Origin of the sequence: Mucilaginibacter sp. KACC 22063, assembly GCF_028736115.1 — a bacterium.
Lineage (GTDB): Bacteria > Bacteroidota > Bacteroidia > Sphingobacteriales > Sphingobacteriaceae > Mucilaginibacter.
On the sequence record NZ_CP117877.1, the window covers coordinates 1,367,395 to 1,383,725 of the forward strand.

The 16,331-nt window shown below is 41.3% G+C and carries 11 protein-coding genes; 8 read left to right on the top strand and 3 right to left on the bottom strand.

Annotated features, from left to right (window positions below; all coding sequences use genetic code 11):
- Position 1 precedes the first annotated feature (1 nt).
- The gene (locus PQ461_RS06100; protein WP_274302479.1) at positions 2–223 is read left to right on the top strand and encodes a PspC domain-containing protein; all 222 of its coding nucleotides are present in this window, start codon (positions 2–4) and stop codon (positions 221–223) included.
- 135 nt (positions 224–358) lie between these two features.
- Here PQ461_RS06100 and PQ461_RS06105 read toward each other — a convergent pair whose 3' ends face one another.
- Complete coding sequence (locus PQ461_RS06105; RefSeq protein ID WP_274302480.1) at positions 359–598, bottom strand: hypothetical protein; 240 nt, start codon at positions 596–598, stop codon at positions 359–361.
- 52 nt (positions 599–650) lie between these two features.
- Complete coding sequence (locus tag PQ461_RS06110) at positions 651–1,298, bottom strand: ankyrin repeat domain-containing protein (RefSeq protein WP_274302481.1); 648 nt, start codon at positions 1,296–1,298, stop codon at positions 651–653.
- A gap of 88 nt (positions 1,299–1,386) precedes the next feature.
- Between PQ461_RS06110 and PQ461_RS06115 the strand changes: the two genes are divergently transcribed.
- From PQ461_RS06115 to PQ461_RS06130, 4 genes are all read left to right on the top strand, one after another.
- The gene (locus PQ461_RS06115; protein WP_274302482.1) at positions 1,387–4,044 is read left to right on the top strand and encodes an FtsK/SpoIIIE family DNA translocase; all 2,658 of its coding nucleotides are present in this window, start codon (positions 1,387–1,389) and stop codon (positions 4,042–4,044) included.
- Positions 4,045–4,106: 62 nt separating this feature from the next.
- Entirely contained in the window at positions 4,107–4,787 is a 681-nt protein-coding gene (gene lolA1, locus PQ461_RS06120; RefSeq protein ID WP_274302483.1) for an outer membrane lipoprotein periplasmic chaperone LolA1, read from the top strand.
- Positions 4,788–4,871: 84 nt separating this feature from the next.
- Complete coding sequence (locus PQ461_RS06125) at positions 4,872–5,144, top strand: hypothetical protein (protein WP_274302484.1); 273 nt, start codon at positions 4,872–4,874, stop codon at positions 5,142–5,144.
- A complete protein-coding gene (locus PQ461_RS06130) occupies positions 5,141–5,905 on the top strand; it encodes an MBL fold metallo-hydrolase (RefSeq protein WP_274302485.1) in 765 nt (254 codons plus the stop codon). Before PQ461_RS06125 ends, PQ461_RS06130 begins: the two co-directional genes overlap by 4 nt.
- Positions 5,906–6,101: 196 nt before the next feature.
- Here PQ461_RS06130 and PQ461_RS06135 read toward each other — a convergent pair whose 3' ends face one another.
- Complete coding sequence (locus PQ461_RS06135) at positions 6,102–6,866, bottom strand: NUDIX hydrolase (protein ID WP_274302486.1); 765 nt, start codon at positions 6,864–6,866, stop codon at positions 6,102–6,104.
- A gap of 696 nt (positions 6,867–7,562) precedes the next feature.
- Between PQ461_RS06135 and PQ461_RS06140 the strand changes: the two genes are divergently transcribed.
- The 3 genes from PQ461_RS06140 to PQ461_RS06150 all read left to right on the top strand — a co-directional run bounded on the left by PQ461_RS06140 (position 7,563) and on the right by PQ461_RS06150 (position 16,330).
- Complete coding sequence (locus PQ461_RS06140) at positions 7,563–10,811, top strand: SusC/RagA family TonB-linked outer membrane protein (protein WP_274302487.1); 3,249 nt, start codon at positions 7,563–7,565, stop codon at positions 10,809–10,811.
- Between the two features lie 19 nt (positions 10,812–10,830).
- Positions 10,831–12,669 (top strand): RagB/SusD family nutrient uptake outer membrane protein, encoded by a 1,839-nt coding sequence (locus PQ461_RS06145; RefSeq protein WP_274302488.1) that lies wholly within the window; start codon positions 10,831–10,833, stop codon positions 12,667–12,669.
- 79 nt (positions 12,670–12,748) lie between these two features.
- A complete protein-coding gene (locus PQ461_RS06150) occupies positions 12,749–16,330 on the top strand; it encodes a VCBS repeat-containing protein (protein ID WP_274302489.1) in 3,582 nt (1,193 codons plus the stop codon).
- Position 16,331: the final 1 nt, after the last annotated feature.

Consider the following 16,331-nt stretch of genomic DNA (forward strand, 5'->3'; position numbering starts at 1 on the left):
GATGATACAGCGTATTCTAACATTTTTTGAGCGTTACTCATTTGGGGTTTGCACCTATCTTGGCGAACGCTTTAATATCTCTATAGCCAAAATCAGGCTATTTTTTATTTACTCATCATTTCTGGCAGTAGGTTTTCCGCTGGTATTTTATTTTTTTGCAGGAATTGTGCTTGATATCCGCAACTATGTAAAGCGTATCCATTCAAGGATAACCGATCTTTAATAAAAAGCCAGCGTTAAATCCCGGCTTTGAATTTTCTATTTTAAAGGTTTCCGCACTTAAGAAACAGAAGGCAATTATATCCGATTATCCCAGGGTTATCAAAAACTAAGTGATTAACTGGCAGGCCTTAAATAGTTAAACCTGGTCGTCGTACTCTATTTTTACTTGAACAGATTTATCGTCGTGTACCTTGGCAAACTGGCGGGGGTTACGTGTAAAATCAGGATCGGTATCCAGGTAAATGTTGGTTACGTTTATTATCTGGGGCTTTGCTTCAGTGCCGATGTTGTATATGCAAGACTGGTCGTTATCAAGTTTGCTTTTTATCTCCTGATATTCTCTGCCGGTAAGCATTACCATTTTTTCAGCTTTCATGAATCGTAATTTATATGTTTACAACGCGCAATGTAAGGTTTTGATTTTAAGATCAGCTTAATATATCGGCTATTTCTTTAAACCCTTTTTCGCGTGCAAGGTCGGCAGGTAATTTGCCGCCTTCCATGCGTGCATCAACCGATGCGCCATTTTCCAGTAATAAGATAAGGATGTCAAGGTTGCCATTCTGAGCGGCTGCGTGTAGGGGCGTACTGCCAGCCTGTTGCACCACATTTACATTGGCGCCGTTTTCAATCAATAGCTTTGTAATAGCCGTAAAGTTGCCAGCCACTGCCGAATGTATGGGTGCAACCCGGAAATTGTTATCGGCAGGCAGGTTGACATCAGCTCCCTTTAAAATTAAATACTTAGCTACTTCCAAATGCCCAAAATAACAGGCCAAGCCAAGCGGGGTAAAGCCATCAGGCGCATAATCATTTATAGAATCAGGCTGCGACTGCACCAGGTAAGCCACCGCATCAAACTTACCCGCAGCGGACGCTTCGAACAAATTAATTTCGCTTAAATGTTCGAGTATAAGCGAAACAATCTGCGGCTTTTTAAAGTAGCAGGCCAGCATAAGCGGCGATACATTGTAACTGGTATTGGCAGTAGCCAGCGATGGGTTGGCTGTAAACAGCCTTTTTAATCCCATAATATCTGCCGAACCAATATATGCTTCCAATTGTTCTACGCTCATAAATCAATATTACAAATATTTTAAAAAATATTACGAATGGCGCTTTTATCTATTAACTTTATATTTGCGTTTTTAACTGTCGATACGGATGCCGCCAAAAGGAAATCAGTTTAAATCTTCTAATAGTTTCAGGGACGAAAATAAGCCACGCCAGGGTAACGGACCTGCCAAAAACGGACGTGAAAAGACAGTTAAGTCGCGCATTGAAAAACTGCCTGATTTTAACCTTCACGATGGCCGTTTTGTAAAAATTGCCGGGTTATTTTGCCTGATACTCGCCATATTTTTCTTTATGGCTTTTACTGCCTATATGTTTACCTGGCAGCAGGACCAAAGCTATGTGTCGCGCGCTAATGGCGGCTGGCATAACCTTTTTAAAACCCAGCAGGAGCTTCTTGACAATGGCATTAAAGATCCTATTGTAGATAACTGGATGGGTAAACTTGGCGCTCTGCTTTCAGACCAGTTTATATACCAGTGGTTTGGTGTAGCCTCTTACCTGTTTGTATTTATATTTGTGGTAATAGGTTACCGCATGCTGTTTAAGGTAAGGTTGTTTTCTATACCTAAAACGCTTGCTTATTCTTTTTTCAGCATTGTATTTTTATCAATTGCTGTTGGTTTTATACATGGTTTAATATCTGACTATCCGCACTTTTTAGAAGGCGAATTTGGTTTTTGGACCAACCGTTTGCTTGATGCCCAGATAGGGCAGGCCGGTACAGGGTTTTTACTGGTGTTTGCAGCTTTAACCGTACTGATCATTGCTTATAACATCGACTTTAAATTGCCTGAACGTAAAACCAAAGGCGGGCTTATGCCATCTGTAGCCAATGGTATTGTACCAGAGCCGGTAGAATTGGAAGATGAGTTGATTTCAGAACCGGTGGAATGGCAAAAAACAAACCGGGCCAGGTTTGAACCTATCCCAGAGCCGCCTATGCCAACAACGCCTTTGCAGCAAAACGTAGTGGTGCATAAGCCTATTATAGCAGCTGAGCCTATACACGAGGAAGAAATTATACCGCATAGTACAGCACATACAACAGTTTTGCAAAACAACATTTTGCACGAGCCGATTACTTTAACGCCTGAACCTTTAATGGAAGAAGGTGGGTCGGAAGTAGAGGACATCCCGCTTACTGTTGAAGATACGCGCCCGCAGGCTGAACTGCCGATTGAAAAAGAAACTGAAGTTACTGCTAACGAACTGGTAGACAAATTCGGAACATTTGATCCCAAGCTTGATCTTTCGGGTTATAAATATCCGGGACTTGACCTGCTTGAAAACTATGGTTCAAATAAAATAGCTGTTGATGCCGGTGAGCTTGAAGCCAATAAAAATAAAATTGTAGAGACCCTTAATCACTACAATATTGAGATTGATAAGATCAAGGCAACCATAGGCCCAACAGTAACCTTGTACGAGATCATCCCTGCGCCGGGTGTGCGTATTTCCAAAATTAAAAACCTGGAAGACGATATCGCACTTAGCCTTGCAGCTTTAGGTATCCGTATTATTGCGCCAATGCCGGGTAAGGGTACTATAGGTATCGAGGTGCCTAATCAGCATCCTGAAATGGTATCTATGCGTAGTGTATTGGCTACTGAGAAATTTCAGAACACCACAATGGATCTGCCTATAGCTTTAGGTAAAACCATCTCTAATGAAGTATTTATTGCCGACCTGGCTAAGATGCCACACTTATTGGTGGCAGGTGCTACCGGCCAGGGTAAGTCGGTTGGTATCAATGCGATATTAGTATCGTTGCTTTACAAACGCCACCCAGCCGAGCTTAAGTTTGTAATGGTTGACCCTAAAAAGGTGGAGTTAACTTTGTTCCGCAAAATAGAAAGGCATTTCCTGGCTAAGCTTCCTGACGAGGCTGATGCCATTATCACTGATACTAAGAAGGTAATTAATACACTTAATTCTTTGTGTATTGAGATGGATCAGCGTTATGACCTGCTTAAAGATGCACAGGTACGTAACCTGAAAGAGTATAACGCCAAGTTTGTTAACCGTAAGCTTAACCCTAATGAAGGCCACCGCTTTTTACCTTTCATTGTATTAGTGGTTGACGAGTTTGCCGATTTAATGATGACTGCCGGTAAAGAGGTAGAAACCCCAATTGCCCGTTTAGCGCAGCTTGCCCGTGCGGTGGGTATTCACCTGGTTATTGCCACGCAGCGCCCATCGGTTAATATTATCACCGGTACCATTAAGGCTAACTTTCCGGCTCGTTTGGCATTTAGGGTATTGTCAAAGATAGACTCTCGTACCATTTTGGATGCAGGCGGTGCTGATCAGTTAATTGGCCGTGGTGATATGTTGTTGGCGATGGGCAGTGACCTGATTCGTTTGCAGTGTGCCTTTGTTGATACGCCGGAAGTAGAAAAAATATCCGACTTTATTGGTAACCAGCGTGGCTATTCAACTGCAATGCTGTTGCCTGAATATGTGGGAGAGGGCGAGGCAAGCAGCAGCCCCAAAGAATTTGATCCGTCTGACCGTGACCCGATGTTCGAAGACGCAGCGCGTTTAATTGTACTACATCAGCAGGGCTCAACATCGTTAATTCAGCGTAAGCTTAAATTAGGTTATAACCGTGCAGGCCGTATCATTGATCAGTTAGAAGCCGCAGGTATTGTTGGTCCGTTTGAAGGCAGCAAAGCCCGTGAGGTTTTATACCCTGACGAATACAGCCTGGAAAGACATCTTGAAGAACTGCAAAAAAAGGATTAAACCAATCTGAAATCTTTTTATCTAATTTAAGCTAAGGTCATTACCTTTGGCGGCTGAATTTTATGAAAAAAACTATCTTATTTACTATAATCAGTCTGGCTACATTAGGCAAAACTTTTGCTCAAAAAGATACCCAGGCTAAAGCCATATTAGATCAGGTTACCAATAAGTATAAAACTTATGATGCTGTAAAAACAGACTTTGTTTTTGCATTAGAGAACCCGCAGGCTAATATTAGAGAAACACAGACAGGTACACTTGTTGCTAAATCAAAAAGCAATAAATTTAAAGTAACCATTTATGGTAAACCTGTTGCAGGCAAGCCGGTGATTGCTCAGGAAATCATCAGCGATGGTAAAAGCCAATGGACTTATCTTAAAAAGGATAACGAGGTTCAGGTAAATGAAGTGGATAAAAGCGGCGAAGGTTTAAACCCTGCCCAGATATTTACCATTTACCAAAAAGGCTTTAAGTATTTATATACAGGTGATCAGAAACTGAATGGCAAGCTTTGCCAGGTGATTGAGCTTAGCCCGTTGGATGCTAAAAAGTCGATATTTAAAGTGCGTTTATTTATTGATAAAGCTCAAAAGCAAATTTACAGTGCTTTGATCTTTGATAGAAATGGTAACAAGTATAACTATACCATTAAGTCGTTCAGTAGTAATGCAAACGTGCCAGATAATACTTTCACGTTTGACCCCAAGGCACACCCTGGAGTCGAGGTGGTTGACTTACGATAATATTTAAAGGCTGCAATTGCAGCCTTTTTTGTTGAATAATTGCAAACATTTAGCTGCATTTATTAATTTTGAAATTACACCTATATGCTAACTGCTACTAACCATACACTCGAAAAGCTCGAAAATCTGCTGAAATCGGCAGGTTACAGGGTGAGGTATGAAAAAGGTAATTTTAAAACAGGCGCCTGTCTGTTGCAAAGCAGCAGGATGGTGGTAGTAAACAAGTTTTCGAATCTTGAAAGTAAGATACAGGCTCTGCAAGAACTTATCCGTTCTTTAGAAGTAGATCAGAAACTGCTCGACGAAAAGCAGCAGGCATTTTATCAGCAAATTAAACAAACAGAACTGCAACTGTGATAGTTACGTTTTTAGGGACCGGAACATCGCAGGGAGTGCCCGTTATAGCCTGTAACTGTGAAGTATGTAAATCAACTGATAAGCATGATAAGCGGCTGCGTTCGTCAATTATGCTGCAGGATGATGATGGTACTGCCGTGGTGATTGATACCGGCCCCGATTTTAGGTACCAGATGCTTCGCGAAGACGTACAGCGGCTTGATGCTGTGGTTTTTACCCATGAACATAAAGACCATATTGCTGGTTTGGATGATATCCGTGCTTTTAACTTTAAGCAGCAAAAGGCAATGGATATTTACGCAACAGAGCGTGTGCAAGAAGCGCTGAGGCGAGAATTTTATTACGTTTTTACGGAGTTTAAATATCCGGGCATACCTCAAATGAATTTGCACACGATCAGTTTACAGCGATTTAGCGCGGCAGGAATGAATTTTACTCCCATAGAAGTGCTGCATTATAAACTGCCCGTTTTAGGTTTCCGCATAAAGGACTTTACTTATATCACCGATGCTAAAACAATAAGTGATGCGGAAAAGGAAAAAATAAAAGGCAGTAAAATATTAGTAATAAACGCATTGCAAAGGCAAAGCCATATTTCGCACTTTACACTTGAGGAAGCCATTGACTTTGCACAGGAAATAGGAGCAGAAGAAACCTATTTTACCCATATCAGCCACCGCTTAGGTAAACATGCAGATGTAAGCAAGGAACTGCCCAAAGGCATATACCTGGCTTACGACCGGCTGAAAATTAGCATTTAGCTTCTTCAGTTGCGAGCTGCCTGTTTCAGTAACGAGTTGTGTGTATTCAGTTGCGAGTTATTAGTTGCGTGTTGCCAGTTATTAGGTTCGAGTTTTTATTTTAATCCGCACCTCAGAAACTCACACTTCTTTCATTCTCGCACCTCAGACACTCGCACCTCCAACACTCAAACCTCAGTCACCTGACCTTTGAAATCTACCACCCAGAAGATAAACCTTCTTTTAAAGCCTGCTGATATTTTTCCAAATTGAAAGAATACAGGTATGGAGCTTTATGCGCGCCGCCTTTACGTGGGTACTCAGACCGGTCGAGGATATCGTAAGCTAATATCTTACGCTGAAAGTTACGACGGTCGAGTTTTTTATCTAAAATAGTTTCATAAAGCTTTTGCAGCTCTGGCATAGTAAATTCATGCGGCATCAGGTTATAGCCGATAGGCTGATAATTAAGTTGAAGCCTTAGTGCATAAAGCGCATTATCCAATATCTGTTTATGGTCGAGATTAAGTGCCGGAAGTTCGTTTAAGCTAAACCAGGTACATAATTCGGCATGCAGATCGGGTACAGGTATCGTATTATGAAAATCAACAAGTGCATAATAACCGATACTGATGAAACGGTTACTAAACCAATTATTTTTTTCATCATCAACAATGCCTTTATACATTTCATTATGCGGCCTTGTACGGTTTGGGTCGCCAAATACATGATACTGTTGCAGAAAAATCTGGTCGAGGCTGGTACGTTCTCTTAGTATGCGGCTGGCTGCGTCATCAAGAGGTTCCTGCTTTTGCACAAATCCACCGGGTAAATACCATTTATCTTCATCCTTTACTTTTAGTAAAAGTACTTTAAGTTGCCCCTCGTGAAATCCAAAAACCACACAATCTATAGATATATGTATCAGCCATTTTTCTCTGGCTTCGTTTGAATAATCAATTAATTCCTGTCTTGTAAACATTTAATAGTTAGTAGGATAGCGTTTATCATCAGGCAAAATGCCTATAAATTTTTTAACAAGTAAACCTTAGTTCAACGGCTGCAGTAAAATGATTGATTGTATTTTTAACCGCTTCAATATTAAATTAGCATTAAAGGTTTATTGCAATCTAAATAAACTTTGCCAATAGAAATTTATACTATTTAACTTTTTGAATTACGAAAACGTTTGAAATCGTTTTTTTAATACAATATGTCTTTAAGATTTATTAAATAAAACACCTCAAAATTATAAATACAATTAAATATAAGGGGTGTTAAATTATAATGATTGTGAAAAATTAGGGGTTTTATTAAATAAAAAATAATTCTTATATAATACTTGTGTATACGTTACACTTAATCTACATTAGTTAAACGCCAATTATACTTTATAACCGGGTATAAATTATATAAACTGATATTATTATAACAACAAAGTAAATGTGACACACGCATTGCTTTGATGTAAATACGTTAATAGATTTTGTAGTTACTATATGGTAAAACGTTTACAAAAGCTTATTTCTGTACAACAAGCCTGCTCACATAAATTGCATGTGCAGCATGGGGTGTGCGCACTCCGGGGTAGTCCTTAGCTTATAAAGCCTTTCTCTCTCTCTCTCAACATAAGGCTCAAAATAAAAATCAATAATTAATCAACTAAAATCTCAATCTCATGTTTAAAAGTTTACTCCTCAAGGCGAGAGTATTGTGTTTGCTGCTATGCTGCCTGCTCTCTTCATTGGTAGTTACGGCTCAAACAAAAATCACCGGCCGGGTAATCGGCAGTGATGACAGGCAGCCCATTGTCGGGGCCGCTGTCCGCATTAAAGGTACTCAGGAAGGTACGGTGACTGATGTTAACGGTAACTTCTCCATTAATGCACGGTCGGGCCAGTCGCTCGTAATTACTTATGTGGGCTATACCGCCCAGGAGGTTGCTGTTACAGGGCAACCCAGCTACAATGTTACCTTACAGGTAAATAACAAATCACTTAACGAAGTGGTGGTTACTGGTTATACCGCACAACGCAAAAAAGATATTGCGGGTGCTGTAGCTACAGTTTCTGTTAACGATGCTAAAAAGATCCCTACCAGTAGTACAGACCAAATATTACAAGGCCAGGCTTCGGGTGTAACTGTAGTAACTTCAGGTGCTCCGGGTGCAGGTAGTAACGTATTTGTTCGTGGTATTTCAAGTATTGGTAACAGTTCGCCACTTTATGTAATTGATGGTGTGCAAACAACCAGCATGTCTGACCTTAACCCTAATGATATCGAAAGTATCAGCGTTTTGAAAGACGCAGGTTCTGCGGCTATCTATGGTGTATCAGGTGGTAATGGTGTTGTGGTAATTACTACCAAAAAAGGTAGAAGCGGTAAATCAACCATTTCTTATGATGGCTTTTACGGCACGCAAGTGCCTCCGGGCGGTAACGTATGGCACATCCTTACACCACAGGATATGTCGAGGTTAACTTATGTTGCCAATGATGCTGCCACCTACAATAAAATTTATCCGGGTGGGCCGGGTACCATCCCTACTTATGGTTGGAACGGTACTCAAGGCTCTGGCGCAGGTAGTAACATTGATTTGTCTTTGTATCGTTTTGATGCAAATAATCCGTCAAACGACTTCCTGATCCAGAAATTTAATCAGGCTGGTACAGATTGGTTCCACGAGATTTATAAATCTGCCCCAATTCAGAACCACACAATTAGCGCAAGCGGAGGTAACGAAAAAAACCAGTATTTTATGTCATTAGGCTACCTTAACCAACAAGGTACCCTGATCGAAACTTACCTGAAAAGATACCAGGCACGTGTTAATACTACTTTTGCCATCACAGATCATATCCGCGTAGGCGAAACGGCTAATATTTATTACAGGGAAACACCTTTCTTGGGTAACATAAACCCATCATCTTTCTATTTACCAGGTTATGGTAACCAGCAGGAAGGTAATGCCATTTCTATGAGTTACCGTATTATGCCTCAGATACCTGTATACGATATCGGTGGTAATTATGGTGGTACTTATACTGGTCCGGGTGGCGAGCCGCTGGGTAACGCATCAAACCCTGTAGCTAACCAGGTTAGGGCAAAAGACAGTCGCGACAAAAGCTGGACTATTCAGGGAAATGCATTTGCCGAAGTTGATTTCCTGAAACATTTTACTGCACGTACATTATTCGGCGGTACAGTAATTAGCGATTGGCAGTATGGCTTCAGTGCCTTAAATGCTTATAATGATTACGAAGCACACAACAGTTCAAATGGTTACCGTGAGCAATCTCAATATCAAACCAGCTATAACTGGTCAAACACGTTAAACTATAAGCAAGTATTTGGTAAGCATAACATTAATGCTTTAGCTGGTTACGAGCAAAGATTAACTGTAGGCAGATATATAGGTGGCACATCTACAGACCTGTTTTCTGTAGTACCAGATTATGGTAACGTAAGTAACGGTACTAAAAATAATGTGGCTTCAAGTTATGCCTTCCAGCCTACTTCTATCCAGTCATTATTCGCACGTGTAGATTACATTTATAATGATAAATATATCATCGGCGGTACGATCAGAAGGGACGGATACTCTGGTTTTGGCAACAAAAAATGGGGTAATTTCCCTGCTGCAGTTGTAGCATGGCGCCTTTCTCAGGAAGACTTTATGAAAGGTATCAGCTGGTTGAATGATTTAAAAATCCGTGGTAGCTACGGTGAAGCAGGTAGCTATGCAAATACACCGGGTAATAACTCTTTAACATTGTATGGTGCAGGTTTTGGTACATCATATTATGCTGTTAACGGTACCAACGTATTACAGCAAGGTTTTTATAACAACCAGATCGGTAACCCTGCTACAAGCTGGGAAACAGACAAAATTGCCAACATTGGTTTTGATGCAACTATTATCAAAAATTTAGATGTATCGGTTGAGTTTTACAAAAAGACGGTTAGCGGATTATTATTCCCTCAGCCATTGCCTGCAACCGTAGGTGGGGCAAGTGTGCCGTTTGTAAACCTTGGCAACATTCAAAATAAGGGTATCGACTTTTCTGCTACTTATCATGGCAGGGCAGGTAGTGATTTCACTTACAATATTGGTGCAACACTTACTACCTATAAAAACAAGATCAGCAATATCCCGGGTACTGGTTACGTAGATCTGTCAGGCTCACGCGTGGGTACCATTACCCGTGATGCTAACGGACAGCCAATCGGTACTTTCTACGGCTATAAAGTAATTGGTATTTATAACAGCAATGCAGAAGCCGCTACCGGCGCAACTTATGACGGTGCAGCTGCCGGTTCATTTAAGTATGCAGATATCAATGGCGATGGTAAAATCAACTCTGACGACCGTACATTTATCGGTAACCCAAATCCTGATTTTACTTATGGCTTAAATCTGAGCGCTACTTATAAAGGCTTTGATTTTACTACCGTATTGTATGGTTCACAGGGTAACGACGATTTTAACTACACCAAGTATTTTACAGATTTCTATCCATCATTTGTGGGTGCTAAATCAAGTGCAGCATTATACAACTCATGGGGTTCTCCGGGTGTAACAAATCCAACCGTTACTAAAGCAACCTATTCGCAAACAATGGGTTCAACCATTCCAAGTACTTATTATGTTGAAAACGGTTCGTTCCTGAAAATGCGTGTTTTACAAATTGGTTATACCATTAACCCAAATCTGTTAAAACGTGTTGGTATCAGCAAGGTTCACATTTATCTGCAAGGCACTAACCTGTTCACCATTACAAAATACGACGGTTTAGATCCTGAGTTGCAGCCATCTACTGCTAATGGTGTAAGCGGTAACTATGCGAGCGGAGCCTTTGGTATTGACTATGGTAGTTATCCGAACAACCAAAGGCAATACATCTTAGGTCTTAACTTAACATTCTAAGCATTAAAAGAGATCAGACATGAAAAATAAATTCTATAAAATCGTAGTTCCGTGTACAATGGCTCTGCTATCGGTAACTTACTCTTGTAAAAATTACCTTGATAAGCCTTCTACCGGTACATTAACAAAAGACGTGCTTGCAAACAGGGCAGGTGTTGAGGGATTATTGATAGGCGCATATTCTCTTTTGGACGGTGTTTATCAGGGCCAGTCCGGCGATGCATGGCAAACTACAGTAAGTAACTGGAGCTTTGGCGGTATTGCATCTGATGATGCCTACAAAGGGTCAAACCCTACCGATCAGCCTTACGCTGCTGAAATCATGCAGCACAATGTAAGTGTGATTAATGATTATATTCTTAACAAGTGGAGGAATATTTACAACGGCGTTCAGCGTGCAAATGATGTGTTACGCGAAATTCCGCTGGTAACAGACGGTTCAATTGATGCAACTTATAAAGCACAGCTTATCGCAGAAGCTCGTTTCCTGAGAGCTGTTTACCATCTGGAGGCAGCTAAAATATGGAGAAACGTTCCGTTTGTTGATGAGACAGTTACATATACAGCTAACAACCTGAATGTAGGTAACCCAGGCCCGATATGGGATAAAATTGAGGCTGACCTAAGCGCTGCAGTAGCTGCTCTTCCAACCACCCAAACTCAAATTGGCCGTGCTAATAAGTATGCTGCAGAAGCATTTTTAGCGAAAGCTTACATGTTTGATCATAAGTATGATCAGGCTAAAACCGCACTTGCTGATGTGATAAACAATGGTGTTACTTCAAGCGGTGCCAAATATGCGTTGGGCCCATTTGCCAATAACTTTAACCCGTCTACTAAAAATGGTCCGGAAGCAGTGTTTTCTGTACAAATGTCTGTAGGTGATAATTCAAGCGGTTTCAATGGTAACGCTGGTGATGCGTTGAACTATCCAAGCGGTGGCCCGGCTACCTGCTGCGGTTTTTACCAGCCATCGTTCAGCTTTGTTAACTCGTTTAAAGTAGATCCTACAACTGGGCTTCCATTGCTGGATAGCTTTGACAGTAGCGACTTAAAAAGTGACCAGGGTGTTGCAGCTACAGACGCTACTTACTTTCCTGACACCACTACTCCGGTTGATGCACGCCTTGACTGGTCTGTTGGCCGTCGTGGTATTCCATACCTTGACTGGGGTACTCACCCAGGAGCAGCATGGACACGTGACCAGCCAAATGGTGGTCCTTACAGCCCTATCAAAAACATTTATTACAAAGCACAGCAATCATCAACCAGCGATACTTATAATGGCTGGGCTCCAAACCAATCTAACTCAAACAACTATAACATGATCCGCTTTGCCGACGTATTATTGTGGGCTGCTGAGTGTGAAGTTGAGGTGGGTAGCCTTGCACAGGCTATGGCTTATGTAAACCAGGTACGTGCACGTGCGGCAACTACAAGCGGTTGGGTAAAAGGCCGTTTAACCGGTTATACCAATGGCGATGCCAGCAAACCTATTGTTGATAATACGCAGTATGCAGCTAACTACAAAGTTGGTTTATATACTATGGCTAATTTTACTTCAAAAGACCAGGCACGCAAAATTGTATGGTTTGAGCGTAAGCTTGAATTAGGTATGGAAGGCCACCGTTTCTTTGATTTGCAACGTTATGACGCCCTTTATGGCGGCCCGGGTGGTGCAAACTATATGAAGAATACCATTGATGCATACATTGCACATGATGCCAGCATCCCTACTATGCTAAACCCAACTATTAAAGCTGCAACCTTTACCGCAGGTAAAAGCGAGCTTTATCCTATTCCGCAAAATCAGATCGATTTGCAGAACGGAAGTTTAAAACAAAATCCTAAATATTAATTAAATAGGGTAAAATGAGGTGGAAGATTTATATCTCCACCTCATTTTTATTTAATGCTTTTAGCCGTATCTTTCTTCAATGAGATTTGTTAAATACGCAATTATCTTTCTTGCTTCGGTTACAGTTTTCTCATGTAAAAAGGCAACTCTTTTTCAGCAAATCCCTTCCAGTTATTCTAACATTAAATTTAAAAATCAGATCACCGAAACCGACTCGCTAAACCCGTTAACGCTTATCAATATATACAATGGCGGTGGGGTAGGTGTGGGTGATTTCAATAAAGACGGCAAGCCCGATCTGTATTTTACAGGCAATGCCGTTTCTAATAAACTTTACCTTAATAAAGGCGACTTCAAGTTTGAAGACATCACCATAAAAGCAGGCGTAGCCGGAAAAGGAGGCTGGGCACGGGGCGTGGCTGTGGTGGATATTAATAATGATGGCTGGCCTGATATTTATGTGTGCAACACATTACTTAATGATTCTTTAAAACGTACTAATTTATTGTACATCAACCAGGGAAACGACAAAACCGGTATTCCGCATTTTAAAGAAATGGCTGCTGAGTATGGCCTCAATGCACATGCGCATTCCACAATGGCGTACTTTTTTGATTATGACAATGACGGAGATCTCGATATGTACCTTGCGGTGAACGAGATTGATTTACATGATAACCCTACTTTATACCGGCCGGTAATTACTGATGGTTCATACCACAGCACCGGGCGGTTATACCGAAACGATTGGAATGCGGCATTAAACCATCCGGTTTATACAGATGTATCTAAACAAGCCGGGATGAATATCGAAGGCTATGGTCATGCGGCCAGCATCGTTGATATTAATCAGGACGGTTGGAAAGATATTTACATCACCAATGATTTTATAGGCAGCGATATTTTATATATCAACAACCACGACGGTACATTTACCGATGCTGCCAAAAGCTACTTTAAACATACATCGCTTACAGCAATGGGGCAGGATTTTGAGGACATTAATAATGACGGCCTTACGGATATGTTCGCACTGGACATGAACCCGGAAGACAACTATCGTAAAAAGATGTTCATGCCGCCAAACTCATACCAGATGTATCAGAACAGTGATTACTATGGTTACCAGTATCAATATCCGCACAATACCTTGCAGCTTAATCAAGGCATGTCTTTAGGTGAACGCGATAGCATTGCGCATCCTGTTTTCAGCGAAATAGGTTTTCTGAGCGGTGTATCACAAACCGACTGGAGCTGGTGCCCGCTGATCACTGATTTTGATAATGATGGTTACCGCGATATCATCATTACAAACGGTTACCCAAGGGATGTAACAGATCATGATTTTACAACCTTCCGTAACGAGGCCTACCAGGTAGCTTCGCTTAAACAAATACTTAGCCAGATACCTATAGTTAAAATCCCTAATTATGCTTACAAAAATAACGGCGACCTGCAATTTACAGATGAGTCTAAAAATTGGGGAATGACCGTCCCTTCTTTTTCAAATGGCGCTGTATATGCCGATTTGGATGGTGACGGCGATATGGACATGATCATTAATAACATTAATGATGAAGCTATGGTGTATAAGAACACCCTGCGCGATAATGATGCTGATAAAGGCAGCAACCATTACCTGCAGGTTGCCTTTGTTGGCGATAGCAAAAATATCGACGGCTTTGGCGCATTGGTTAATATATATTACAACCACGGCCAGCAGCAGTATTACGAAAACACACCATACCGCGGCTATTTATCAACGCTGCAAAATTTTGCACATTTCGGCTTAGGGAAGATCGATAAACTTGATTCTGTGGTAGTGCGTTGGCCCAATCTTAAAAAGCAGGTATTGACTAACGTAAAGGCAGATCAGGTACTTAAAGTTAAAATGGCGGATGCACATGTGCCATATACTTTTAATCGTCCTGTCACAGATACTAAAGCGTTATTTGCCGAAGTAACTGCCGAAAAAGGTATCACTTACAAAAACAAGGATGATGACTATGTGGATTTTAACGTGCAGAAACTATTACCCCATAAACTATCTGAGTATACACCGGCAATGGCATCGGGTGATGTAAATGGCGACGGGCTTGATGATATTATAGTCGGCGGTAGTGCGCGTTACCCGGCGCAGGTTTTATTACAGCAACCTAACGGCAAGTTTTTGCAAAAGCAGTTATATCCGGAGGAAAAAAATATTGCAGATAATTTTAAAGACGGTGCTTTGCTGCTTATTGATGCCGATGGCGACGGTGACCTTGATTTATATATAGCAGGCGCCGGTTATGCTAACGACCGCAATTCCGCACCATATCGCGACAGGTTTTATCTGAACGATGGTAAGGGTAACTTTACCGAAGATAAATCGGCTATAGTGCCTAATTACACAAGTAAGCTTTGTGTAAGGGCGATAGATTATGATAAAGACGGTGACCTTGACCTTTATGTTTCGGGGAGGGTTGATCCGTGGAATTATCCTAAACCGGTATCAAGCCTGATCTTGCGTAATGATAGCAAAAACGGCAAGGTGAAATTTACAGATGTCACTGCTGCCGTTGCCAAAGAACTTAAAAACATCGGCTTGGTTTGCGATGCTGAATTTACCGACTTTGACAACGACGGCTGGCCTGACCTTGTGCTTGCTGGTGAATGGATGCCGGTTACCTTCCTGAAAAATGAGAAAGGTAAATTTAAAAATGTAACAAGCCAAAGCGGTATCAGCGATAAGTTAGGGTGGTGGAATACCATCGCTTCAGGTGATTTTGATCACGACGGAGACATCGACTACATAGTGGGTAACGTTGGCTTAAACACTTATTACAAAGCAAGCGATAAATATCCGGTCTACATGACTGCAAACGATGTTGACCATAACGGCAGCTATGATGCCTTTGCTTCGATGTACTTTAAGGATAAAAATGGGGAGATGAAAGAGTACCCCGTTAACACCCGCGATGATGCCATTAAACAGGTGATCAGTTTGCGTATAAAATTCCAAAACTATAAATCGTACGCCGAAGCTACCATGGATCAGTTGTTCGCACCCGAAGCACTGAAAGGTGCCATCAGGTTAAAGGCTAATTACATCCAGTCGTGCTATTTAAGAAATGATGGTGGCGGCAAGTTTACCGCAGTTCCGCTTCCTGTAATGGCACAGATCTCACAATTATCCGGCATAGTGGTAGATGATTTTGATGGCGACGGTAACCTGGATGTGGCAATGAGTGGTAATGATTATGGCACCGAAGTTACCAGCGGAAGGTACGATGCCTTTAATGGTTTAATGCTAAAAGGTGATGGTAAGGGCGGTTTTAAACCGTTGTCGATACTGCAAAGCGGAATTTATATTCCGGGTAATGCAAAGGCACTGGTTAAACTTAGAGATGCTAAAGGTGCATATCTTGTTGCCGCTAGCCAGCGTTTAGGCCCATTGAAACTTTTTGAACTAAACAGGCAGATTAAAACAGTGCCATTGCAGCCTTTAGATATTTGCGCCCGTATAAAGTATAAAAATGGCAGCAGTGCCAAAATGGAGTTTTATAACGGTTCTTCGTTTTTGTCACAATCAGCCAGATTTTTTAATATTGAGCGTAACATGGCGGCTGTGCAAATAACCAACAGCCTGGGCCAAACCAGAAACATATCACTTAACTAAC

Excerpts from the sequence above, each read along its gene's own strand:
- PQ461_RS06100 (WP_274302479.1), top strand. The coding sequence starts at position 2 with ATGATACAGCGTATTCTAACATTTTTTGAGCGTTACTCATTTGGGGTT.
- PQ461_RS06105 (WP_274302480.1), bottom strand. The coding sequence starts at position 598 with ATGAAAGCTGAAAAAATGGTAATGCTTACCGGCAGAGAATATCAGGAG.
- PQ461_RS06110 (WP_274302481.1), bottom strand. The coding sequence starts at position 1,298 with ATGAGCGTAGAACAATTGGAAGCATATATTGGTTCGGCAGATATTATG.
- PQ461_RS06115 (WP_274302482.1), top strand. The coding sequence starts at position 1,387 with ATGCCGCCAAAAGGAAATCAGTTTAAATCTTCTAATAGTTTCAGGGAC.
- lolA1 (WP_274302483.1), top strand. The coding sequence starts at position 4,107 with ATGAAAAAAACTATCTTATTTACTATAATCAGTCTGGCTACATTAGGC.
- PQ461_RS06125 (WP_274302484.1), top strand. The coding sequence starts at position 4,872 with ATGCTAACTGCTACTAACCATACACTCGAAAAGCTCGAAAATCTGCTG.
- PQ461_RS06135 (WP_274302486.1), bottom strand. The coding sequence starts at position 6,866 with ATGTTTACAAGACAGGAATTAATTGATTATTCAAACGAAGCCAGAGAA.
- PQ461_RS06140 (WP_274302487.1), top strand. The coding sequence starts at position 7,563 with ATGTTTAAAAGTTTACTCCTCAAGGCGAGAGTATTGTGTTTGCTGCTA.
- PQ461_RS06145 (WP_274302488.1), top strand. The coding sequence starts at position 10,831 with ATGAAAAATAAATTCTATAAAATCGTAGTTCCGTGTACAATGGCTCTG.
- PQ461_RS06150 (WP_274302489.1), top strand. The coding sequence starts at position 12,749 with ATGAGATTTGTTAAATACGCAATTATCTTTCTTGCTTCGGTTACAGTT.